This is a genomic window from Sphingobacterium sp. UDSM-2020 (genome assembly GCF_016132525.1).
GTDB lineage: Bacteria > Bacteroidota > Bacteroidia > Sphingobacteriales > Sphingobacteriaceae > Sphingobacterium > Sphingobacterium anhuiense.
The window spans coordinates 617,559-642,938 of the sequence record NZ_CP066166.1; the positions used below are offsets into that span (position 1 = coordinate 617,559).

Here is a 25,380-nt window from a genome sequence, read left to right on the forward strand (position 1 = left end):
CATCCTGAGCCAGGATCAAACTCTCCATTGTAAAATGAAGTGTAAGATCAAGACTATTTATAATAAATAGAATTGTCTTGTATTTTAATTTCTAATTCTAAAATTGAACAGGTTGATTTTTTTTAACTTTCGTTGTTTCTCAACACTACTCGTTACGTTACATGATTATATTTTTAAAGAACTTCTGTCGCTTCCGCATCTCGCTTCGGCTTTTATGATGTCGGCATTGCGCCGTTATCGATCTTGTTTCTGTTTCCCTTCGTTTCCGTTGGGACTGCAAAGGTAGAAATCTTTTTGGTTTCTCCAAAATAAATGTGAAAATTTATTTTTTTGTTTTCCTGATGTTTCTGCGTTTAATCTTCATTAAACCCTTCTTTTTTCAGTGCCCATCCTTTCGGATCAGCCGTTCCTCCCTTGCGGAGTGGTGCAAAGATAGCGACTTTTTATAATCACTTCCTAATCTTTTTTCGCTTATTTCTCCATAATAAGGTTAACTAACTGTAACATTGGATGATTCATTTATAAGCTATAGATCAATAGCAAGACATCTGGAATAAAAAAGGACTGGTTCCTTCTTTTATAAGGTGTTTTGGACTGCTATACTTGAACTCCATTTCAATGACTAATTGCTGCAATACCATAATATGTATTGGTATAATGCTCAAAAAAATATTGCTAATCTGAGAAAAACAATGATTCGAGATCCAATACACATCTGCTCAGGTAAGCATTTAATGCAAATCTTTTATCAATAACGGAAAATATCCGATCATTTAATAAGGAATGTACATTTCGGTAAATTAACTTTTAGCACCCGATATGTGGACCATCAAAAGATCTTCACTTACCGCTTATCCGTAACAAAAACTTTTACATAATGAACGAAAATCTTATCTGGAACGGCACATCGATTTATCTGATGCAACATGGCGTGCTATTTTCTTGGGTCTCCCCCTACTCAATCACTCCTGATGATGACTATTTCATCGAAACATTCGAATTGACGTTGAACGATCATCAACACTAAGTGGTTACCTCTGTTGCAACTGAATTCAGTATACTATGCGTAGATTAAGGCTTTGCTGATGTTTCTCAAAAAGTAGTAAATGCCTATTCACCAAAAGGTAGCAGGAACCACATAGTATTCATTCTTTAACCAGGTTGCAGCAACAACCTGTATATATACAAGAGTCGTAGTATAATATTGTAAAAAAAAAGGGTTGCAAATAAAATTTGCAACCCTTTTAAGTATTATTAATAAATTATTAATCTTCTTCTTTCGAAGCCAATAATTGATCATATTCTTCACGTGAACCAACGATAATATTACCGTATTGACGAAGACCTGTACCTGAAGGGATCAAGTGACCCACAATTACATTCTCTTTCAATCCTAATAAATTATCACGTTTACCTGCAATAGCTGCTTCGTTCAAGACTTTAGTAGTCTCTTGGAATGATGCTGCAGAGATAAATGATTTCGTTCCTAACGAAGCTCTAGTGATACCTTGTAATAAAGGACTTGAAGTTGCTGGAATAGCATCGCGTACCTCTACTAGTTTTTGATCACGACGTCTCAAGCTAGAGTTTTCTTCACGTAATCTACGTAATGAAACGATCTGTCCCGGACGTAAATCATTAGAGTCACCCGCATCAACAACAACTTTCTTGTCGTAAAGTGAATCATTTTCTTCCATGAAATCCCATTTGTTAACAGCTTCTTTTTCTAAGAAACGTGTATCTCCTGGATCTTCAATATTCACTTTTTGCATCATTTGGTGAACGATCGTCTCAAAGTGTTTATCATTAATTTTTACACCTTGAAGACGGTATACCTCTTGAATACCATTTACGATATAATGCTGTACTGCCGAAGGACCTTTAATTGATAAGATATCTGCTGGAGAGATCGAACCATCCGATAAAGGCATACCTGCTTTAATAAAGTCATTATCCTGTACTAAGATATGTTTCGAAAGTGGAACTAGGTATTTCTTAATTTGGCCATCGCGTGACTCAATAGAGATCTCACGGTTACCACGTTTAACACCACCTAAAGTTACAACACCATCAATCTCAGTTACAACTGCTGGATTAGAAGGATTACGCGCTTCGAATAATTCAGTTACACGAGGTAGACCCCCTGTAATATCTCGCGTTTTACCTGTAGAACGAGGAATCTTAACCAAGATACCACCTTCTTTAACAGTTACACCGTCCGATACAGAAACGTGAGCTCCTACTGGAATGTTATATGTACGAATTACTTCACCTTTTTTATCTAAAATTTTAATCGCAGGGTTCTTCGTTTTATCACGAGTTTCAATAATTACTTTCTCTTTGTGACCCGTTTGTTCATCTGACTCTTCGCGGAAAGTTACACCTTCAACAATTGCATCAAATTCAACTTTACCGGCAAACTCAGAGATAATAACAGCATTGTATGGATCCCATGCTACTAATTTATCACCTTTAGCTACTTGACTGCCTTCTTCTACAAATAATTGAGAACCGTAAGGGATATTTTGTTGGAATACAATTTTCTTAGTTTCATCCAAAATTTTAATCTCACCTGAACGACCCAATACTACTTGATGCGTACCGTCTTCACCTTCTTGAGATACTGTACGTAGGTTTTCAAATTCTACAGTACCAGCATATTTAGAAGAGATTTGTGACTCAGCAGCAATGTTAGAAGCCGTACCACCGACGTGGAAAGTACGAAGCGTTAACTGTGTACCTGGCTCACCAATTGATTGCGCTGCAATTACACCGACAGCCTCTCCCAATTGAACACGTTTACCAGATGCCAAGTTACGACCGTAACAGCTAGCACATACACCGCGTTTACACTCACATGTTAATACGGTACGGATCTCAACCCCCTCAATACCTGAAGCTTCAATACGTTCAGCAACAGCTTCTTCAATATCTTCATTTTCAGAAACGAGTAATTCACCTGTTTCAGGATCATATACATTGTATAATGAAACACGACCTAAAATACGATCGTATAACGGTTCTACAATATCATCGTTATCTTTTAATGCAGTTGTGTAAATACCTCTTAAACCTCCACAGTCTTGCGTAATAACAATCATATCCTGTGCAACGTCATGTAAACGACGTGTTAAGTAACCCGCATCGGCAGTTTTCAATGCCGTATCGGCAAGACCTTTACGAGCACCGTGGGTAGAGATAAAGTACTCTAATACTGAAAGTCCTTCTTTAAAGTTTGATAAAATCGGATTCTCAATAATTTCACCACCAGCTGAACCAGATTTCTGAGGTTTAGCCATCAAACCACGCATACCACACAACTGACGAATTTGCTCTTTCGAACCACGCGCCCCAGAATCAAGCATCATATATACAGAGTTGAAACCTTGGTTGTCATTCGATAAGATATCCATTACGTGTGATGTCAACTTATTGTTGATACGTGTCCAAATATCGATAATTTGATTATAACGTTCGTTGTTAGTAATGAAACCCATGTTATAGTTATTCATTACTTCTTCAACTTCGTTAGTAGCTTGTTGAATTAAGTCAGTTTTAGCAGCAGGAATGTTCAAATCTTGCAAGTTAAACGATAAACCACCTTTGAAGGCCGTTTGGAAACCTAATTCCTTCATATCGTCCAAGAACTGTGCAGCACGAGCCATACCCGTAGTTTTCACAATTTCTCCAATGATATTACGCAAAGATTTCTTCGTTAATAACTCGTTGATGAAACCTACTTCATGAGGTACAACCTGGTTGAAGATAACACGACCAACTGTTGTATCTAATAACGTATCAACAATACTACCGTCTTTTGTTCTGATTTTAGTTTTTACCTTAATAAAAGCATGCAAATCAATTTTCTTCTCATTTAAAGCGATAATAACCTCTTCAGCAGAATAGAAAATCATATCTTCACCATGAACGATATGGTCTGGTGTGCTCTTACGGCCTTTAGTAATATAATAAAGACCCAAAACCATATCCTGAGATGGTACTGTTACTGGAGAACCATTTGCAGGATTTAAGATATTGTGAGCAGCCAACATTAAAACTTGTGCTTCCAAAACTGCAGCATTACCTAAAGGTAAGTGGACTGCCATTTGGTCACCATCAAAATCGGCGTTGAACGCTGTACACACTAATGGGTGTAATTGAATTGCTTTACCCTCTACTAACGTAGGTTGGAAAGCTTGAATACCCAATCTGTGAAGCGTAGGTGCACGGTTTAATAATACCGGGTGACCTTTCAACACGTTTTCTAAAATATCCCAAACAACTGGATCTTTACGATCTACAATTTTCTTAGCCGATTTTACAGTTTTAACGATACCACGTTCGATCATCTTACGAATGATAAACGGTTTGTAAAGTTCTGCTGCCATATCTTTAGGGATACCACACTCGTGTAATTTCAAGTGCGGTCCAACGACGATTACCGAACGAGCCGAATAATCCACACGTTTACCCAATAAGTTTTGACGGAAACGACCTTGTTTACCTTTTAAGATATCAGATAATGATTTCAACGCACGGTTACCTTCAGTTTTCACTGCGTTAACTTTACGTGAGTTATCGAATAATGAATCTACAGCCTCTTGTAACATACGTTTTTCATTACGTAAAATTACTTCTGGCGCTTTGATTTCAATTAAACGTTTCAAACGGTTATTACGGATAATAACACGACGGTATAAATCATTTAAATCTGAAGTCGCAAAACGACCACCATCTAAAGGCACTAATGGACGCAATTCCGGTGGAATAATAGGAACGATTTTAACAATCATCCACTCCGGACGATTCTCAATACGATCTCTAGAACCACGGAATGCTTCTACAACGTGAAGACGCTTTAAAGCCTCATTTTTACGTTGTTGAGAAGTTTCGTTAGCCGCTTGATGACGCAAATCATAAGATAATTTATCTAAATCAATACGTTTCAATAATTCTTCTAACGCTTCAGCACCCATTTTAGCAACGAACTTTTGAGGATCGTTGTCATCTAAATATTGATTTTCTTTCGGTAATGTATCTAAAATATCTAAATATTCTTCTTCAGTCAAGAAGTCCATATAGTTGATACCATCATCCTCTTTAATACCAGCCTGAATAACTACATATCTTTCGTAGTAGATAATCATGTCTAGTCTCTTGGTAGGAAGACCTAATAAATAACCAATTTTATTTGGAAGAGAACGGAAGTACCAGATATGAGCAACAGGAACCACTAATGAAATGTGTCCCATACGCTCACGACGTACTTTTTTCTCCGTAACTTCAACACCACAACGGTCACATACGATACCTTTGTAACGGATACGTTTGTATTTACCACAGTGACATTCATAATCCTTTACAGGACCAAAGATACGCTCACAGAATAAACCATCACGTTCTGGTTTGTAGGTACGATAGTTAATCGTTTCCGGTTTTACAACTTCACCACTTGAACGCTCTAAAATTGTTTCTGGAGACGCCAAGCTTACAGTAATTGATGTAAAGTTGCTTTTAATTTTATTATCTTTTTTGTAAGACATACTTATTCAAAAGTTAAAGCTTTATGAAGAAGTTTTAGTGATCATAGCGATCACTAAAACTTCACTTTGCTTAATTAATCCAATGTGATATCTAAACCTAAACCACGTAACTCATGTACCAATACGTTAAACGATTCTGGTACAGATGGAGTTGGTAAATTGTTTCCTTTTACGATAGCCTCGTAAGTTTTCGCACGACCAACAACATCATCCGATTTCACAGTCAAGATTTCTTGTAGGATATTAGATGCACCAAATGCCTCTAATGCCCAAACCTCCATCTCACCAAAACGCTGACCCCCGAATTGAGCTTTACCACCCAATGGTTGTTGTGTAATCAATGAGTATGGTCCGATCGAACGAGCGTGCATCTTATCATCAACCATGTGTCCTAATTTCAACATATAGATCACACCAACTGTAGTTGGTTGGTCAAAACGCTCACCCGTTAAACCATTGTACAAGTAAGTTCTACCTGAAGCAGGTAAACCAGCTTTAGCTACCCAGTCTTCTACCTCTTCTTTTTCAGCACCGTCGAAAATAGGAGTTGCAAATTTAACACCTAATTTTTGACCAGCCCAACCTAAAACAGTTTCGTAAATCTGTCCCAAGTTCATACGAGAAGGTACACCTAATGGGTTTAACACGATATCTACTGGTGTTCCATCATCTAAGAAAGGCATATCTTCATCACGTACAATACGTGCAACAATACCTTTATTACCGTGACGACCAGCCATCTTATCCCCTACTTTCAATTTACGTTTCTTAGCAACGTAAACTTTAGCCATTTGAACGATACCTGATGGCAATTCATCACCGACAGAAACTGCGAATTTATCACGTTTGAAAGCACCTAACTCTTCGTTTAACTTAATGTTATAGAAGTGTAAAGCAGCTTTAATCATTTCATTCTTATCTTCGTCAGTTGTCCAACCTGTAGGGTTGATATTATTGTAGTCTAATTCAGCTAAGATTTTTTGTGTAAACTTAGCTCCTTTCGCTACTAATAATTCTTTATATACATTATAGATACCTTGAGCAGTTTTACCATTTACAACTGTAAACAATTTCTCTACTAAACGTTCTTTCAAAATCTTAACAGCTCTTTCATGCGCTGTTTCTAATTTCTCTAATGTTTTACGCTCAACTTCTTTTGACATTTTCTTAGCGCGTGCAAACAACTTCGTATCAATAACAACACCTTTCAATGAAGGAGAAGCTTTTAATGAAGCATCTTTAACGTCACCCGCTTTGTCACCAAAGATTGCACGTAATAATTTCTCTTCTGGAGAAGGATCAGACTCACCTTTTGGAGTGATTTTACCAATCAAGATATCACCACCATTAACCTCAGCACCAATACGGATGATACCGTTTTCGTCTAAGTCTTTAGTCGCTTCTTCCGAAACGTTAGGGATATCTGCTGTTAATTCTTCTTCACCACGTTTTGTATCACGAACTTCCAATTCAAACTCTTCAATATGAAGAGAAGTAAACCAGTCTTCTTTTGCTACACGCTCAGAAATTACGATCGCATCCTCAAAGTTATATCCTTGCCAAGGCATGAATGCAACTTTCAAGTTACGTCCTAATGCTAATTCACCATTTTCAGTTGCATAACCTTCACATAATACCTGACCTTTAGTCACACGTTGCCCTTTACCTACAATAGGTTTTAAGTTCATACAAGTATTCTGATTGGTTTTCTTGAATTTGATCAATCTATATGTTTTCACGTCGTCATCAAATGACACTAAACGGTCATCATCAGTACGGTCGTAACGAATTTTAATCTCATCCGCATCTACATACTCAACCACACCATCACCCTCTGCATTAATTAATGTACGAGAATCTTTCGCAACACGGCCTTCTAGACCAGTACCTACGATAGGTGCTTGTGGACGTAAAATTGGAACAGCTTGACGCTGCATGTTTGATCCCATCAATGCACGGTTGGCATCATCATGCTCCAAGAAAGGAATTAATGAAGCCGCAATAGATGTAATTTGGTTAGGTGCAACATCCATATAATCCAAACGTGTAGGTTCGATTACCGGGAAATCACCAAAATATCTAGCTTTTACTTTAGCATCGATAAAATTACCATTATCATCATATTGTGCATTAGCTTGACCGATTGTTTTCTCATCTTCGTCCTCAGCAGATAAATAATGTACAGGTTCTTCAACCACAACACGACCATCTTCAACACGACGGTATGGCGTTTCGATAAAACCTAAATTATTAATCTTAGCGTGAACAGCTAATGAAGAAATCAAACCAATATTTGGTCCCTCAGGAGTTTCGATTGTACACAAACGACCGTAGTGCGTATAGTGAACGTCACGAACCTCGAAACCAGCACGCTCACGAGAAAGACCACCTGGACCTAAAGCTGAAAGACGACGCTTGTGCGTGATCTCTGCAAGAGGGTTAGTTTGATCCATGAACTGTGATAACTGGTTAGTACCAAAGAAAGAATTAATAACAGACGATAACGTACGTGCATTAATTAAATCTGTCGGTGTGAAAACCTCATTATCACGAATGTTCATACGTTCACGAATAGTACGTGCCATACGAGAAAGACCTACTCCAAATTGCGCGTATAATTGCTCACCTACAGTACGTACACGACGGTTAGATAAGTGGTCAATATCATCCACCTCAGCTTTAGAGTTGATTAAGTTAATCAAATACTTCACGATAGCGATGATATCTTCACGAGTCAATACCTTCGTTTCATCAGGAGTATTTAATTTCAATTTACGGTTAATGCGGTAACGACCAACATCACCTAAATCGTAACGTTTGTCCGAGAAGAATAAACGGTCGATGATACCACGAGCAGTTTCCTCATCAGGTGGTTCAGCGTTACGTAATTGACGGTAGATGTGCTCTACTGCCTCTTTCTCAGAGTTAGACGTATCTTTTTGTAATGTGTTATATATAATTGAATAGTCAGCATTGTTAGATGCATCTTCTTTCGCTAAAATAATAGATTTTACTCCAGCGTCGATGATCAAATCAATGTGATCTTCTTCTAAAACAGTCTCACGTTCAAGTATGATCTCATTACGGTCAATAGATACAACTTCACCTGTATCCTCATCAACGAAATCTTCAATCCATTTTTTCAATACCCTTGCCGCCAAACGACGACCAACGTATTTCTTAAGACCAGATTTACTAACTTTAACTTCATCAGCAAGATCAAATAATTCTAAGATATCCTTATCCGAATCATAACCGATAGCACGTAATAAAGTAGTAACTGGGAATTTTTTCTTACGGTCGATATAAGCATACATAACGTTATTAACGTCAGTTGCAAACTCGATCCAAGATCCTTTAAAAGGAATTACCCTTGCAGAATATAGTTTAGTACCATTTGTGTGTCTACTTTGACCAAAGAAAACGCCAGGTGAACGGTGTAATTGAGATACGATTACGCGCTCCGCACCATTAATCACGAAAGTACCTTTCGGTGTCATATATGGGATAGTTCCCAAATATACGTCCTGTACAATAGTTTCGAAATCTTCGTGTTCTTCATCATTACATGATAACTTTAACTTCGCCTTTAGAGGAACGCTATAAGTTAACCCACGTTCGATACATTCTTGTATATCATAGCGAGGAGGATCAATAAAATAATCCAAAAACTCGAGCACAAAAATGTTTCTAGAATCAGAAATAGGGAAGTTTTCCGAGAATACCTTGAACAGCCCTTCCTGATGGCGGTTGTCAGAAGTAGTTTCTAATTGAAAAAACTCCTTGAAAGATTGCAATTGCACATCTAAGAAATCTGGATATTCCAGAACTTTCCTGCTTGTCGCAAAATTTACTCTTTCTTGTTGAATATTATTGTTTGCCAAGGGGATATGAATTTTAGTTTTAAAAAAACTGAGCTTAACTATGCTGTTATTACTACATCTCGACTATGTTCAGCACACACATAGACTAGTAGTCAAATATCATAAATAGGAATAGACTCTAACGAAATTACGTCAGAGTCTAAACCTTTTGAGGGCTTGTTAGATAAGATTATTTAATCTCAACAACAGCTCCAGCTTCTTCTAATTGTTGTTTCAACGCTTGTGCTTCGTCTTTAGAAACACCAGTTTTGATTTCTTTAGGAGCGCCATCTACTAAATCTTTAGCTTCTTTCAAGCCTAATCCAGCTAAATCTTTTACTAATTTAACTACAGCTAATTTAGCACCACCAGCTTCTTTCAAGATAACATCGAAAGATGTTTTCTCTTCAGCAGCAGCAGCTTCAGCTGGAGCAGCAGCAACTGCAACAGCAGCAGCAGCAGGCTCGATACCGTACTCGTCTTTTAAGATATCAGCTAGTTCTTTAACTTCTTTTACTGTCAAGTTTACTAACTGCTCAGCAAGTTGTTTTAAATCTGCCATTTTATTTTGAATTTTTGAATGTCGTTATGAAAAATTGTTATTAATAATAGTACGAATGTTTTATTATAAAAGAGTATTCGTTAACCTCTTTGCTCTAAAGCTTTTACTAAACCTGAAATTGTATTTCCACCCGATTGAAGAGCTGAAATAACATTCTTAGCAGGAGATTCCAATGCAGCGATAACGTCAGCGATGAGTTCATTTTTAGATTTAAGACTCACTAATGCTTTCAACTGATTGTCACCTACAAATGCAGTTTCTTGGATATAAGCAGCTTTTAACAAAGGTTTATCACCTTCTTTACGTAAAGCTTGGATTAATTTCGCTGGAGCATTTGCTACTTCAGAGAACATCATTGTAGAGGCACCTTTCAATGCTCCTAAGATCTCTTCTGAATCAACACCAGCTTCGATTAATGCTTTTTTGATTAAAGTGTTTTTAACAGCTTTAATTTCAATATCACTTTCGAAACATTTGCGACGAATGCCATTCACTTTCTCTACCGATAATTCAGAAGTGTCAGTAATATAGAAATTACCGTAAGATTTAATCTGCTCTGCCAAAGCTTGAACAATTTCTTGTTTTTCTTCTTTTCTCATGATTAAATACCCGCTACTGATTTAGTCTCAATATGAATACCAGGACTCATAGTTGATGAAATGTGAATGCTTTTAAAGTATGTTCCTTTTGCTGCAGACGGTTTTAAACGAGAGATAGTTTGTAATACCTCTAATGCGTTTTCATAAATTTTGTCTGCATCGAACGACGCTTTACCAACTGAAGTATGGATGATACCAGTTTTATCAACTTTGAAATCAATCTTACCGCCTTTAACATCTGTTACTGCTTTACCTACTTCTGTAGTTACAGTACCAGTTTTAGGATTTGGCATTAAGTTTCTTGGACCTAAAATACGACCCAATTTACCTACTTTAGCCATCACACTAGGCATTGTAATAATGATATCAACGTCAGTCCAACCGCCTTCAATTTTACTGATATACTCATCTAAACCTACGAAATCAGCACCTGCTGCTTTAGCTTCTTCTTCCTTATCAGGAGTACATAAAACTAAAACACGTACAGTTTTACCAGTTCCGTGAGGTAAAGTTGCAATACCACGAACCATTTGATTTGCTTTACGGGGATCTACGCCTAAACGAACGTCGATATCCACAGAAGCATCGAATTTGGTCAATGAGATTTCTTTAACTAAAGCCGCAGCTTCTTTTAAAGAGTATGCTTTACCAGCTTCAATTTTGGATAGTGCCGCTTTTTGATTTTTTGTTAATCTAGCCACTTTTCTTAAATTGATTTCTTAATTAATTGTTCCAAGGAGCATTACCTGATACAGTAATACCCATACTACGTGCTGTCCCAGCTACCATTCTCATAGCAGCATCTAAAGTAAACGCGTTTAAATCTACCATTTTATCTTTAGCAATAACTTCTACTTGTTCCCAAGTAACTGAAGCTACTTTTTTACGGTTAGGCTCACCTGAACCGCTTTTTAAACCCGCAGTTTCTTTCAATTGAATAGCAACTGGTGGAGTTTTAATGATAAAATCAAAAGATTTATCAGCGTAAACTGTAATGACAACAGGCAATACTTTTCCTGGTTTGTCTTGCGTACGAGCGTTGAACTGTTTACAGAAATCCATAATGTTCACACCTTTAGCACCTAAAGCAGGCCCTACTGGTGGAGATGGATTCGCAGCTCCGCCCTTAACTTGTAATTTTACTAACGCACTGACTTCTTTTGCCATCTTGTTTTGAATTAAATTATTAAATGTTTGTTAGTAAGTTGGAAGCAAATAACGTAACATTTATTATTTCACCTGGTTATTAACTTGCGTTTAACCACCAAATGAGGTGCAAAGATATATAGAATTAAATCTATTTGCAAATTTATTTTAACATAAAAAGAGCAAAGTTGTACTTTGCTCTTTTTATTATTCTTTTTCTACTTGCATGTAGTTTAATTCCAATGGTGTTTTTCTTCCGAAAACTTTCACCATTACAATCAGTTTTTTCTTATCTTCATGAACTTCTTCGATCTCACCTGTGAAACCATTAAATGGACCATCATTCACTTTAACTGTCTCACCAACGTAATATGGTACATTAATTGTCTCACCCTGCTCAGCCATCTCATCTACTTTACCTAGAATACGATTAACCTCAGCTTGGCGTAACGGAATAGCATTACCTGCTTTATCCCCTAAAAATCCAATGACACTATTAACTCCTTTTATAATGTGTTCCAACTCACCATCTAAAGCAGCTTCTAGCAAAACGTATCCAGGATAGTAGTTACGCTCTTTAGCCACTTTCTTTCCATCACGCATCAAATAGTACTTCTCCATCGGAATCAACACTTGAGTAATCAAATGCTCAATTCCTAAACGGCTAACTTCGGCATCGATATATTGCTTTACCTTCTTCTCCTTACCACTCACTGCACGAACTACGTACCATTTTAAACTTTGATCTGCCATAAATAATGTTTGATGAAATTAAGAAGCAATACCGTACAATAACTCTAATACGTTACTTGAAGCTTTATCCATTACAAAAACCAATAACGCTATTATAACAGAAGCAACAAGTACAATTACAGCGGAGTTTTGTAATTGACCCCAAGTAGGCCAAGTAACCTTCTCTGTAATTTCGACATAAGAGTCTTTAAAAAAATCAAGTACTTTTGCCATTTTCAGTTTATTTATTAAGCACGGGAACAAGGATTCGAACCCTGATCAAAGGTTTTGGAGACCTCTATTCTACCGTTGAACTATTCCCGTGTATTATCTTATTTTGATGATGCAAATATAGTGTTTTAAACTATTCCCTGCAAATTTTTTTAATCTTTTTTTATTGTTTTTTAATCAATAATCTGGACTGAAAAAATAAGCTAATCAGTATGAACTGATTAGCTTATTATATGTGATTTTAGAATCTTAAAAGACTATAAAATTTCAGTTACCTGACCAGCACCTACAGTTCTACCACCTTCACGGATAGCGAAACGTAGACCTTTTTCCATAGCGATAGGAGAGATCAATTTAACAGTGATCGTAACGTTATCACCTGGCATTACCATCTCAGTACCTTCAGCTAATGAAATCTCACCAGTTACATCTGTTGTACGGAAATAGAATTGAGGACGGTATTTGTTAAAGAATGGTGTGTGACGACCACCTTCAGCTTTTGATAAAACGTAAACCTCAGCTTTGAAATAATCGTGAGGAGTTACTGATCCTGGTTTACAGATAACCATACCACGTTTGATATCAGTTTTCTCAATACCACGTAACAATAAACCTACGTTATCACCAGCTTCACCGTAATCTAAAATTTTACGGAACATCTCAACACCAGTTACTGTAGATTTTAAGTTCTCAGCACCCATACCTAAGATTTCAACTGGATCTCCAGAGTTGATTACACCTCTTTCAATACGACCTGTAGCAACAGTACCACGACCTGTGATCGAGAATACATCCTCTACTGGCATTAAGAAAGGTAATTCAGTTAAACGTGGAGGAATTGGAATGTAGTTATCAACAGCATCCATTAATTCCATAATTTTAGCAACCCACTCAGGCTCACCGTTAAGAGCACCTAAAGCAGAACCTTTAATTACTGGAACATCATCTCCTGGATAATCGTAGAATGATAATAATTCACGAACTTCCATTTCAACTAAATCTAATAATTCTTCATCATCTACTAAGTCAGTTTTGTTTAAGAAAACAACTAAAGCAGGGATACCTACTTGACGACCTAATAAGATGTGCTCACGTGTTTGAGGCATAGGACCATCAGTAGCAGCAACTACGATGATAGCGCCATCCATTTGAGCAGCACCAGTAACCATGTTTTTCACATAATCGGCGTGACCTGGACAGTCAACGTGTGCATAGTGACGGTTAGCTGTTGAATACTCAACGTGTGCAGTGTTGATCGTGATACCACGCTCTTTTTCTTCAGGAGCAGAGTCAATTGAATCAAATGAACGAGCTTCTGATAAACCTGCGTCTGCTAATACTTTAGTAATAGCTGCAGTTGTAGTAGTTTTACCGTGGTCAACGTGACCGATTGTACCAATGTTTAAGTGTGGTTTACTACGGTCAAATTTCTCTTTTGCCATGTTTATGCGAATTAGTAATTATAAATATTTCTATACTTGTTATACAATGTTGTACGAGCCAAAGATGGGATTTGAACCCACGACCTCTTCCTTACCAAGGAAGTGCTCTACCCCTGAGCTACTTCGGCTTTTCGAAAATCCTGTTTACAGATTAATGCCTCCACCTTTAGATATAATATTATCAAAGAAGACAGAGACTAAAAATCAATACTTAAAAATTTGAGCGGAAGACGAGGTTCGAACTCGCGACCTATAGCTTGGAAGGCTATCGCTCTACCAACTGAGCTACTTCCGCTTTGTTTGCGTTTTATTTAGATTTTCACCTACCAACAGTACGCAAACTGTTTAGTGTGGGGGGAGAAGGATTCGAACCTTCGAAACCGAAGTAACGGATTTACAGTCCGTCCCATTTGACCGCTCTGGAACCCCCCCATAACTATAAAGTTATGTTTGAGCCTCTTATCGGAATCGAACCAATGACCTACTGATTACAAGTCAGTTGCTCTACCAGCTGAGCTAAAGAGGCGTCTTTATTTAAAAGCTTTCTTTCTAATCTCTAAACTCAATTTCTTTTGTTTAGCGAGTGCAAATATCTATTTTAATTTTGACACTTGCAAGCTTTTTTTTTATTTTTTTTCACTCTTAAAAGAACTATCAAACTTTCTGTGTTAGCATCGCTATTTCCTTGTTTGCTGATGCAAAGATATACACTAAACCCACATTACAAAAATATTTTTTTAAAAAAAACGCTACTTTTTCACAACACTACTGATACGCAGATAAATAAATTTCAAGCGAAATAAGACAATTAATAACACGGGTGCAAAATTCAGTATTGCATAGGCTAGATTATTATCCTTGACAGATCGAGATCCAGAACAGAGCTTCCATCATAAAGCCTAAAAAATAAATGTTAATCGATAAATTTGTTATCTATATGACGCAATTAAAATTGTAAATAAAACAAATTTATCTAAGTTTGGCCATGCAAAATCGAGATCAGCGTAAAGTGATCGAAATACTAGTTTCAATACTATTCATTGTTTTCATCACCGATACACATATTGTAAAAGCTCAAAATATAATAGAAAAAGTTACGAAAAAAGTTTTTTCGACCTCAAAGGACTCAACAAGATCGGGCGTATTCATGGTATTGCCGGCTTTGGGATATGCGCAAGAGACAGGTGCTGAATATGGAATCGCCAGCAATTACAATTTCTATTTTAACAAAAAAGATTCAAGTATTAGGTCATCAAACATTTTATTAATGGGTACCTATACAACTAAAAAACAATCCAATATTAAATTACAAGCTGATATTTGGACAGATAATAATGATTATCACATTATTTCAGAGCTCCGATACCGCAATTGGCCCTCGAATTACTATGGTATAGGTATGGATACAAAAAAAGCGGATGAAGATCTCATCAGTCAGAAACTTTTTCGTGCTAAATTAGAGATAGAAAAAAGAATTGCTTCCAAATATTACGCTGGTGTCAATATACAATATGATTATGTACAATTTAGGGACAAAGAAATCGACGGTATCTTTGACGACGCATTATTACTAGGAAAAAAAGGTGGCCAGCAGTTACTGCTGGGTATTTCACAGCTTTTTGACAGCAGAAACAATGTATCCTACACGACTCAAGGATATTACGCAAGAGCTAAGCTAGCTTATGCTCCAAAACTATGGACAAAAGAAGATTTCGAAGGTGGCAATTTTGACGCTGATCTGCGTGCATTTTTTCCTCTTCATCCCAAACTAACATTAGCTGCTCAGGCTATTTATAGATCTACCTTTGGCAAAACCATTCCATATTACGCCTATAGAGATTTAGGTGGTGATATGATGATGCGTGGATACTATATCGGTCGGTATAAAGATAAAAACTATCTGGCATCACAAGCAGAATTACGTTACCGGTTTCATCCCAGATTTGCAGCAGCAGCGTTTACAGGTGTGGGATCTGTCTTTTCAAAGGAATATAATGCTCGATTTATTCCATCCTATGGAGGAGGTTTTCGTTATTTTTTCAGCTTAGAACATAATAGTAATATTCGAATTGATTACGCTTACGGCGAACAGCGGCCTGGAGAAAAAAGACAATCGGGATTCTACCTTTCTCTTAGCGAAGCATTTTAAAATAACATACCAATAGTTAATTGATCATCTTTTCCGAATAAGTGATGATCAATTTCATAAATACTTCTTCTCTTAAAAACGAATGAGAAAATCTTCTTTTCTTTGACCTTTTTTAAAGAAAACCAATCCTAAATGGAAAAGATCAATAGTCACGACTACCATTTCAGCTTGTTTTAGTAGGTCCCAGTATTTTTCATTGTTTTTAGAAGCATGTGGCTCTTCAATAATTAAAATAGCATGTTCATCAACATCCTCCAATACAGATAGATAATCCTCATCGGTATCAATATAATAAATAACCCTAGGGAAGTCATCACTTCTTATTTGCCTAAATAATTCTAAAAGATCCTGCTGGACCATTTTACCTCTTAATTTAAAGGTTCTAAAGGCAAATGTCCGCAACAAACGTTCTAGAAATAAATATTTTTTGATAGCCTTCTTCCCTGCCCTCTTATAGAATAATGGCACTGCATTCAATTCTTCAACAGTAGGTTTTCGATAAAGAACTTCATCAACCAATTTATATACAAACGGTGAATGAGTCCCATGACGGCTATGAGAGATTAAGTAATGACGTAAATATTTTAGATAAAACTGCATTTCGAGGACAAATGTACATAGAGTTATACATATTTGGATCACCTGTGTAGCTTATTGGATATTTCTTCAGCGTTTATACTCATTTTACTTAGCATTAATAGAGGGTTTATAGAGCTTTACCTCTATGAACCCCCTATCAAACCTCTATAAAAGCTCTATAAATCCTTTAGAAAATAACAATAAGGTCTATACATATTTCCTATTAAGAAACAACATGATCTACCTTCATTTCTCTAAAAAAGTATAAAACAGGAAATATTTCACATGGAACATTCGTGAATAGCTGATGATAAAACACAGAAGTATAGGGCTAACCAGCGTAGAATTGTTAGCAATAAAATAAGTCAATAGCAAGGAATGATCTAAAACTGTAAGATAAAAACACTTCCTTTTCCTTCTTCACTATTAACAAAAATCGTCCCTTTGTGCAGCAGCATAATCTGCTTGCTCAAGGTCAAGCCAACACCTGTACCGGTTTTCTTTGTTGTAAAAAATGGTGTAAAAATTTGTTCTTGCAGATCACTGGGTATACCAATTCCATTATCTTCAATCCTCACCTGTATCTTACCATCGGCTTCTATGGCAGAAAGACTGATATAAGGGTTGTCATTTAATTTAACGGCATCAATAGCATTTAACATCAAATTGATGATAACCTGTTCAATCAGATTAACATCAGCGTGAAGAATCAAGCGGGTATTCTTCAAAATAATATCTACATCCACATTCTTTTGAAGAATTGTTGGTTCCAATAATTGGTAAATATGTTCAAAAAGCTGTGCTGCAGAAATGGGAACCAGCGAAGGTTCGTCGACCTTATTGATCATCCTGTAACTTTTAGCAAAATGCAAAAGTCCCTGACTTCTGCGTTGGATGGTCGAAATTCCTACTTTTAAATCCTCTATATCTTCCTGTCCTCTGAAATGATTTAGCCTTCCGTTTAAAGTCTCTGCTAGCGAACTGATCGGAGCAATTGAATTCATGATTTCATGCGTCAACACCCTTAAAAGCTTTTGCCAGGCTTTCGTTTCGGTCTCATCCATCGCTTCATTGATGTTTTGATAGACGACAATCCGAAAGACCGCGTCTTGTGTTTCAAAGCTAGAACTCTGAATAAGCAACTTTATCTTTCCTTTTTTTGACTGTACAGATTCCATTTGTTGCTGTCCAACATCCAAACGCATGGTCTTTTCGTACAATTCTTCGTGTTTTTTCTTTAGGGCAGAAATATTTCCTAAATGTGGCATATGAAACAATTGCTTAAAAGCATCATTTACCCACATCACTTTTCCGCTATCCAATTGATAGAAAATAATAGCCGAATTTAGCATATTAATAACCTTATCGAGATATTGATGCTGGATCTCCTTATCCATGCTGATCTCCTTATAGGTGTCGTTAATCTGATTAAAAGAGGTAAAAAGTCTACCTTCCGTTGATTTCGCATTTTTAACAACGAATCTACGTGTAAAATCATGGTATTTCACCGCCTCGGAAAACTCGACCACTTGCTGCGATAAAAAGTGGATTTGCTGATAGACGCTGTAAGCTAAGCAGGCAAGCAGAATAAAAATCAAAACAGCATAGGTATAAAAACCCTTAAACACCAGAAAGGCATCGATCACACATCCTGCCAACAAAATCAGTAATTTAACTAGATTAAAGAATCGATTACCTTTCATTCTTTAGATATCATATTTTTCCAATCTTCTGTATAAGGCTGCCCGTGTCAGTCCCAACTCCTTTGCAGCTTTACTTATATTTCCATTAAATCGGTCTATCGCCGCTTTAATCGCTTTTCTTTCTAATTCTTCCAAATTTGTACCAGCAATGCTCGTGTCAAATGAACTTTCTTCGGGCTGTTGCTCAATTGGGGAAAAAAAGATATCGTTACCGCTAATACTCGCTTGGTCGGCCATAATCACCGCGCGTTCAATGCTGTATTGTAATTCTCGCACATTACCCGGAAAATGATAAGAAAAGAGTTTTTTTATGGCATCTGCTTCAAATCCGTCAATCCGTTTATTATATTTCTTAGCATAAACGTTTAAAAAATGTTCTGCGAGAAGCTGAATATCATGTCCCCTATGTCGTAAAGGTGGAACCTGTATTTCTACGGTATTGATCCGGTAAATCAGATCTTTTCGGAATCTATTTTCATCAGCTAGTACTTTCAATCCTGCATTTGTAGCTGTTATGAGGCGGATATCGACAGGAATCATCTGATGTGATCCTAATGGCGTCACATAACGATTTTGAAGGACGGTCAATAATTTAGACTGTTGCTGCAGCGAGATATTTCCAATTTCATCCAAAAACAAAGTCCCTCCATTGGCCGCTTCAAACCGACCTTGACGATCCTCCCGTGCATCCGTAAAAGCTCCCTTTTTATATCCAAATAATTCGCTTTCAAACAAACTTTCCGTTAAAGAGCCTACGTCTACTTTCACATAGACATCATTGGCACGAAGTGAACGTTTCTGAATGGCCTGTGCGATCAGATCCTTTCCAGTACCATTTTCTCCTAAAATCAATATGTTTGCATCTGTCGGAGCAATCTTCTCTAACTTATATTGCAACTCATCCATTACGACCGACTGCCCAATTAAATCGGGAACACCGTCCAACGTTAAAAGCGAATTTTTAACTTTTTTGTCTTGATTTTTATTTTCTGTCAGCGCACTTTCTATTGTAGCCAATAGATGTTCGTTAATCCATGGTTTTACCACGAAATCTGAAGCTCCCTGTTTGAGCGATTTCACGGCTAGGTCAACAGCTCCATACGCTGTAATCATGATAACCCGAATATTTGGATATTTTTCTTTTATCCGTGACAACCAGAACAATCCTTCATTACCCGTATTGATTGTACTTTTAAAATTCATATCCAGTAAAACCAGATCGTAAGACATCTTATCCAGATGTCCCATGAGATTTTCTGGATTAGATTCTACTTGCACATGGCTCACTTTGGGCTTGAGTAATATACGTGCTGCTGTTAATAAATCATGGTCATCATCGACGACTAAAACTGCTGACTTTTTCATTAAAATAATTTGTTCTGCACTAGCAATGAGGTTATCATGAGTAATTTATTGTTCATAATTATAAAAGAATACTCATGCATGCTTTTATTCAGATACTAAGATAACTATAAATTCAACGAGCCTGCATAATAATCATTGATATATTTTTGAAGCAACCATTCATATTGCTTGACAAGCAACTGAATCTGACTACTGTCCAATTTATTCTTTGCTGTTAAGAACAGTACGGAATTGCTATTTCCTGCCTCAAAATGTACCTGTGCAATACGAAATGATTCCGAATAACTTTGTTGCTGTTCTTGCAATTGAACGATGTTATTACTGACATTTTTCAAATTAAAAACAGCCTTAGCAGTCTCGGTACGTAATTCATTGAGACTAACATCTTTTTGAAATTTGGCAGATTCCAAATCTAATTTAGCCAATTTCACTTGATTATATACAGCGAGATGATTGAAGATCGGAATGTTTAAATTGAGTCCAATTGACTTCCCTAAATTATTGTTGAATTGCTTAAAATAACCAAAATCAGCACCGTTTGAATAATTTGTAGATAAACCTGCACTGAAAGACAAGGATGGCCAATAATTTGATTTCACCACTTTAATATTGCGTTCAGCAGCCTTGATCCGCCAATCCAGTGCTGGTATAATTGGCAAATTCTCACTTGCAGCATCAAACAATTGCGCTGCAGTTTTAATTTCGGCATCCTGTTTAAATTCGATTGCTTTCAACTCGCCCAGACTTGTTTCATCTACATTCAATAAAGTAGATAACCTCAGTCTATTGACATACAAAATCTGTTTATTATTTTCAATCGCATTGATATCATTCGCCAATTGTCCTTTCAGATCAAAATAATCTCCCGGTGCAATTGCACCTTCTTTATGAAGTACTTCTGCCCTACGCACCTGTTCCCTGGTCACCTCAGTTTGCAATTCGGACTGTTTCAATACATCTTGAGCCGTCAAAATCTGAATAAACGATTCGATCACATCCAGTTTAAGCGTATTTATTCTCGAATCGAATTCCAACTTGCTGGCAGTTTTTGCATCAGCTTTCATACGTACATCATGCAAAATTCGAAATCCGTTAAACACAGGAACATTTACTCCTAAAGAAGCTCCTCCCGAAGAGTTGTTTGTAGTTGTGTATTGATTCACAGCCTTATCCAGAATACGTCCAGTACTAAAACCATGATTTAAACCTGCATTGACATCTGGCAGTCGATTTGCTTTTGCCTGTTTCAAATTAATGTCCGCCCTTCTTACATCTAGTTCGTTCTGCATTAAAGCCGGATTTGCTTTTATAGCCAACTGTATGCATTCATTCAACGAGCGCTGTTGAACTTGCGCACGGACAAAAGTCAAGCTATAAAGAAAACACAAACCGTATATAAAGATTCGTTTCATATTTCATATTTTCCAAATCTTTAACCACAGGCCATGCCAAACAAACAAATCGCTAATTATCAACCAAATAACAATAACCAGTAATCATATATGTTCATCTTCGTACATTCAGGTGTTCGAAAGCGAACACTTCAATAATAGACTCATTTTATATGAAAAAAAACGGCTCAATTATCAAGTTGTACGTAGCCGAACAATAAGTGTTCGATTACGAACACTAAACAAACAGCTAAAAGATAATAATATTATGAATATCAACACATTACATTTATGGCACATCTTTCATAGATAATAACAAAATTGAAACGTATTATGGACAGACCTTTAGAAAAGAAGAAGTGGAATAACAAACGCATATTAACCTTAGTCGGAATTACAGGTTTGGTCGGCCTTATAGCCGCAAGCTTTTATTTTACAAGCGGTAACAGCAAGTTGAATGTAGAAGCAGATCGTATTTCCATCGTTGAGATTAAAAAAGACAATTTTCAGGAATTCATTCCAATCAATGGATCTGTTCTTCCTATTAGCAGTATTTATTTAGATGCTTCTGTTGGAGGCCGTGTGGAGGAAAAATATGTAGAAGATGGTGCGACCTTAAAAAAGGGAGATCCAATCATGCGGTTGTCCAATACCGATCAGGAGCTTACTCTTATTCAACAGGAAACACAGGTTTTAAACCTCTTGACACAATCACAGATTGCCCAAACCAATGCACAACAGGTTTCGATCAATAACCGTAACCAGATGGCAGATGTAGAACAGGCTTATAAAGAGGCTGAACGTGTATATCAATTAAATAAAAAATTATTGAATGAAAAAGCGATAGGATCACAAGAATTTGAAAAATCAAAAAATGAATATAACTACCAAAAAGAACGGGTTAACTTAACAAAACAAATCCTAAAACAGGATGAGGTTTCGACCAATCAAAAAGCGCATCAGGATAAAGAAACGTATCAACGTACACAAAGTGCTCTTGAATTGATGAAGAGAAAAATCGGTGATTTGATCGTTCGTTCTCCTGTAGATGGTCAATTAACATCATTTGACGCTGAGATTGGACAAAATAAAAATGCAGGTGAACGTCTTGGACAGATCGACGTACTTACGGGGTTTAAGGTTCGTGCGGATATTGACGAGCATTATATCAATCGAATTTTCCCGGATCTTCAAGGTGAATTCACGATTGGTGATAAAGCATATAAGTTAAGAATCAAAAAAGTATATACGCAAGTAACAAATGGACGGTTTCAGGTCGATATGGAATTTATCAATGAGGTTCCTAAGGGTATCCGTAGGGGGCAGACTTTACAGATCAGATTGGCTTTGAGTGACGAGACCAAAGCAATATTACTTGCAAAAGGAGGATTTTATCAGCAGACCGGTGGTAATTGGATCTTTAAACTGGATAAAAATGGAAATACTGCTTACCGTGTGGATATTCAACTGGGAAGACAGAATCCTGAATATTATGAAGTCATTAAAGGCTTACAACCTGGTGATAAAGTAATTGTATCCAGCTATGAGACTTATGATAAAGTACAGGAGTTAAATATTAAAAAATAGAAACTGTAATTGGAACTCCTGCTATAAATTGTTGGAGTTCCTCAGCAGCGATCTTCAAATTTTAGAAGAAAAAATTATGATTATACAAAATTTTAAATTCGGAATCAGGTCCTTAATGAAGGATAAGAAATCCACGATTTTATTAATATTTGGATTAACCATAAGCTTAGTTGCTGTTATTTTGATCGCTTTATGGATTACAGATGAAGTTACCTATAACAGAAGTTTTAAAAAATCTGACCGAACCTATCAACTCGTTGCCCGTTTCGATAAAGATTTAGATAAATTCACATATTCAAGTCCTGCTGTAATTGCAAATCACATTAAGACAGATATTACAGGTATTGAAGAAATCTGTAGAATACAGAAATCAGCATTCACTTCCTTTAGAACGACACTTGGTCAATTTAATGAGGAGGGTATATTTGCTGATAATTCTTTCATAGAAATCTTCACTCCTAATATTGATCTTCAGAATGATCAAAATTTATTTCCATCAGATCATTCAATTATCATTACAGAAACATTAGCAAAAAAACTATTTAAGAATATAGATCCTATTGGACAATCTATTCAATTAGAATTGGATTGGATTCTAAAAACAGGAGATGAAGCATTCAACGTTTCTGGAGTTATTAAAGATTTCCCTGAGAATAGCTCCCTTAAGGGCAGCTTCATCCTACCCTATAATTTATTAAGAAGAATTAAAGGTAAAGATTTTGAAAGCGAATGGGGTAATTTCCAAACCACTACATTTATTCTATTAAATTCTAATACTGAAGCAAAGGATATCTCCAAACAATTAACTACAATTCAGAAAAGCAAATTCGGAACTGATGATGAAAATGCGCAAGGCGGTTTATATAATAAATTTGAATATCGTCTGCAGAACATTCAAAATTTAACATTATACAGCCCGACGGGTGAAGGTAAAAGAATTCTATTAGTATATACTTTTTTAATATTGGGCTTAGCTATCCTAAGTATTGCATGTGTTAATTATGTTAATTTGGTCACCGCTAAAGCAACGAAAAGAAGCAAGGAGATCGGTCTTAAAAAAATAATTGGCGCTTCTAAAAAACATTTATTTTTCCAATATATATTTGAAGCAATCATCGTATTTGCAATTTCAATGTTTTCGGCGATCCTAATTGCTTACTTATTGATGCCATTTTTTAATCAATTAGCAGAGAAGCAACTGCACTTTTCATTCAGATCGATTGAACTCTATTTTGTTATTCTTATAACTTTTATCACCTCAATTTTATTAGCGGGTATATATCCAGCTACATTATTTTCAAGTCAAAAACTTTCAGGTTTACTTAAGTCTAGCGATCCATCTAAATCTGGAAAAAGCATTATTCGTAAAACATTAATCGTCGTGCAAATAACAAGCACTGTTATGCTCATTATTGGCAGTATTGTATTTGAAAAACAAATACAATTTATGAGAAAAAAAGATCTCGGATACGATAAAGAAAATGTTTTCTTATTTGAACAAAAAAACTTCCTTCCCCATTATGAAGCAGTCCGCAATGACTTAGAAAAGGAATCTGGGATTTTAGGTGTCACTGCCGCTAGTAGCGATTTAACTAATTTTGGGTCGGAAACTGCTGATATTAGCTGGAAAGGAAAAACAGCTAATCAAACCAACTTCTTTATTACTCAGGTGGGAATTGATCGCAACTTCACTAAGGTAATGGGCATTCCACTAGTTGATGGAAAAGGATTCACAGGAACAGCCTCGGATAGTAACTATGTCTATCTAAATGAATCTGCTATTCAGCAAATGGGGATAAAAGATCCTATTGGAAAGAGCATTGAACTATATGGCAAGAATATGATCATCGCAGCAGTGATGAAAGATTTTAATTTTACTGATTTAAAAACAGCTATAAAGCCATGTGTGTTTTTCTTGGGGAATGGCTTTGCATTAGGTGGTATGTATGTAAAAGCCTCTCCAAACGAGACTCAAAAAGCAGTCGCTGCAGTGCAACGACTTTGGGCAAAGTACAACCCAGACTATACATTTCAGTACAACTTCTTAGATGAATCCTTTGATAAGCTTTATAAAACAGATCTTGTTAGTGGTAAATTAATATCCATATTAACGATTATCGCTATCATTCTTTCATGTATGGGGCTAGCAGGGATGATTGTTTTTACAACGGAGCTTAAAGTAAAAGAAATTGGAATTCGAAAAACATTAGGAGCAACAGTAAATAATATTTTATTGATTATTGTTAAGGATTACTTCCTCTTAATCGGAATTTCCTTCCTCATTGCTTTTCCTATTTCATGGTTAATTCTATCTAAATGGTTAGAAAATTACATTTATAGAACGAGTATAAATTATTGGGTATTTTTACTTACCGCCGCCATAACTATGATATTAGCCTTTATTACCATCGCTAAAATTTCTATGAAAGCCGCAAAAGCAAACCCAATAAACTCATTAAGAAATGAATAATTACAAACAATACTTAAA

16 protein-coding genes and 5 tRNA genes are annotated in these 25,380 nt (G+C 36.3%); 3 read left to right on the forward strand and 18 right to left on the reverse strand.

Going from position 1 to position 25,380, the window contains the following annotated elements; all coding sequences use genetic code 11:
• Positions 1 to 1,265: 1,265 nt before the first annotated feature.
• The 14 genes from rpoC to JAZ75_RS02720 all read right to left on the reverse strand — a co-directional run bounded on the left by rpoC (position 1,266) and on the right by JAZ75_RS02720 (position 14,644).
• On the reverse strand, positions 1,266 to 5,543 hold the full coding sequence (gene rpoC, locus JAZ75_RS02655) for a DNA-directed RNA polymerase subunit beta' (protein ID WP_208700129.1): 4,278 nt from the start codon (positions 5,541 to 5,543) through the stop codon (positions 1,266 to 1,268).
• A 74-nt stretch (positions 5,544 to 5,617) separates the two neighbouring features.
• Positions 5,618 to 9,427, reverse strand: a complete 3,810-nt coding sequence (gene rpoB / locus JAZ75_RS02660; RefSeq protein ID WP_183915895.1) for a DNA-directed RNA polymerase subunit beta — start codon at positions 9,425 to 9,427, stop codon at positions 5,618 to 5,620.
• A gap of 169 nt (positions 9,428 to 9,596) precedes the next feature.
• Entirely contained in the window at positions 9,597 to 9,968 is a 372-nt protein-coding gene (gene rplL / locus JAZ75_RS02665; protein ID WP_183915897.1) for a 50S ribosomal protein L7/L12, read from the reverse strand.
• 80 nt (positions 9,969 to 10,048) lie between these two features.
• Complete coding sequence (rplJ, locus tag JAZ75_RS02670; protein WP_183915899.1) at positions 10,049 to 10,567, reverse strand: 50S ribosomal protein L10; 519 nt, start codon at positions 10,565 to 10,567, stop codon at positions 10,049 to 10,051.
• Positions 10,568 to 10,569: 2 nt separating this feature from the next.
• Positions 10,570 to 11,268, reverse strand: a complete 699-nt coding sequence (gene rplA / locus JAZ75_RS02675) for a 50S ribosomal protein L1 (protein ID WP_021191049.1) — start codon at positions 11,266 to 11,268, stop codon at positions 10,570 to 10,572.
• A gap of 22 nt (positions 11,269 to 11,290) precedes the next feature.
• A complete protein-coding gene (gene rplK / locus JAZ75_RS02680; RefSeq protein ID WP_045752391.1) occupies positions 11,291 to 11,734 on the reverse strand; it encodes a 50S ribosomal protein L11 in 444 nt (147 codons plus the stop codon).
• Between the two features lie 186 nt (positions 11,735 to 11,920).
• Complete coding sequence (gene nusG, locus JAZ75_RS02685; RefSeq protein ID WP_132773503.1) at positions 11,921 to 12,466, reverse strand: transcription termination/antitermination protein NusG; 546 nt, start codon at positions 12,464 to 12,466, stop codon at positions 11,921 to 11,923.
• Between the two features lie 18 nt (positions 12,467 to 12,484).
• Positions 12,485 to 12,679 carry a preprotein translocase subunit SecE gene (gene secE / locus JAZ75_RS02690; protein WP_031288930.1) on the reverse strand — a complete coding sequence of 65 codons (195 nt, stop codon included), beginning with the start codon at positions 12,677 to 12,679 and terminating at the stop codon, positions 12,485 to 12,487.
• A 19-nt stretch (positions 12,680 to 12,698) separates the two neighbouring features.
• Positions 12,699 to 12,769 (reverse strand) — tRNA-Trp (locus JAZ75_RS02695).
• Positions 12,770 to 12,933: 164 nt separating this feature from the next.
• Entirely contained in the window at positions 12,934 to 14,118 is a 1,185-nt protein-coding gene (gene tuf, locus JAZ75_RS02700) for an elongation factor Tu (RefSeq protein ID WP_045752394.1), read from the reverse strand.
• A 56-nt stretch (positions 14,119 to 14,174) separates the two neighbouring features.
• A tRNA-Thr gene (locus JAZ75_RS02705) sits at positions 14,175 to 14,246 on the reverse strand.
• Between the two features lie 94 nt (positions 14,247 to 14,340).
• Positions 14,341 to 14,413, reverse strand: a tRNA-Gly gene (locus JAZ75_RS02710).
• A 56-nt stretch (positions 14,414 to 14,469) separates the two neighbouring features.
• Positions 14,470 to 14,550: transfer RNA gene (locus JAZ75_RS02715), tRNA-Tyr, on the reverse strand.
• A gap of 21 nt (positions 14,551 to 14,571) precedes the next feature.
• Positions 14,572 to 14,644: transfer RNA gene (locus JAZ75_RS02720), tRNA-Thr, on the reverse strand.
• Between the two features lie 459 nt (positions 14,645 to 15,103).
• Between JAZ75_RS02720 and JAZ75_RS02725 the strand changes: the two genes are divergently transcribed.
• Positions 15,104 to 16,267, forward strand: coding sequence for a BamA/TamA family outer membrane protein (locus tag JAZ75_RS02725; RefSeq protein WP_208700131.1), 1,164 nt, complete (start codon positions 15,104 to 15,106; stop codon positions 16,265 to 16,267).
• 72 nt (positions 16,268 to 16,339) lie between these two features.
• Here the strand turns inward: JAZ75_RS02725 and JAZ75_RS25935 are convergent, their stop codons facing one another.
• The 4 genes from JAZ75_RS25935 to JAZ75_RS02745 form a co-directional block, all read right to left on the reverse strand.
• A complete protein-coding gene (locus tag JAZ75_RS25935) occupies positions 16,340 to 16,867 on the reverse strand; it encodes a hypothetical protein (protein ID WP_232789344.1) in 528 nt (175 codons plus the stop codon).
• 362 nt (positions 16,868 to 17,229) lie between these two features.
• On the reverse strand, positions 17,230 to 18,549 hold the full coding sequence (locus tag JAZ75_RS02735; protein WP_208700133.1) for a sensor histidine kinase: 1,320 nt from the start codon (positions 18,547 to 18,549) through the stop codon (positions 17,230 to 17,232).
• Positions 18,550 to 18,552: 3 nt separating this feature from the next.
• Positions 18,553 to 19,914: a sigma-54-dependent transcriptional regulator gene (locus JAZ75_RS02740; protein ID WP_208700135.1), complete on the reverse strand. Its 1,362-nt coding sequence runs from the start codon at positions 19,912 to 19,914 to the stop codon at positions 18,553 to 18,555.
• Between the two features lie 104 nt (positions 19,915 to 20,018).
• A complete protein-coding gene (locus tag JAZ75_RS02745; RefSeq protein ID WP_183915907.1) occupies positions 20,019 to 21,326 on the reverse strand; it encodes a TolC family protein in 1,308 nt (435 codons plus the stop codon).
• Between the two features lie 312 nt (positions 21,327 to 21,638).
• Here JAZ75_RS02745 and JAZ75_RS02750 point away from each other — a divergent pair, with 312 nt between their 5' ends.
• Positions 21,639 to 22,892, forward strand: coding sequence for an efflux RND transporter periplasmic adaptor subunit (locus JAZ75_RS02750; RefSeq protein WP_208700137.1), 1,254 nt, complete (start codon positions 21,639 to 21,641; stop codon positions 22,890 to 22,892).
• A 115-nt stretch (positions 22,893 to 23,007) separates the two neighbouring features.
• Positions 23,008 to 25,362, forward strand: coding sequence for an ABC transporter permease (locus JAZ75_RS02755; protein WP_208700139.1), 2,355 nt, complete (start codon positions 23,008 to 23,010; stop codon positions 25,360 to 25,362).
• Positions 25,363 to 25,380: the final 18 nt, after the last annotated feature.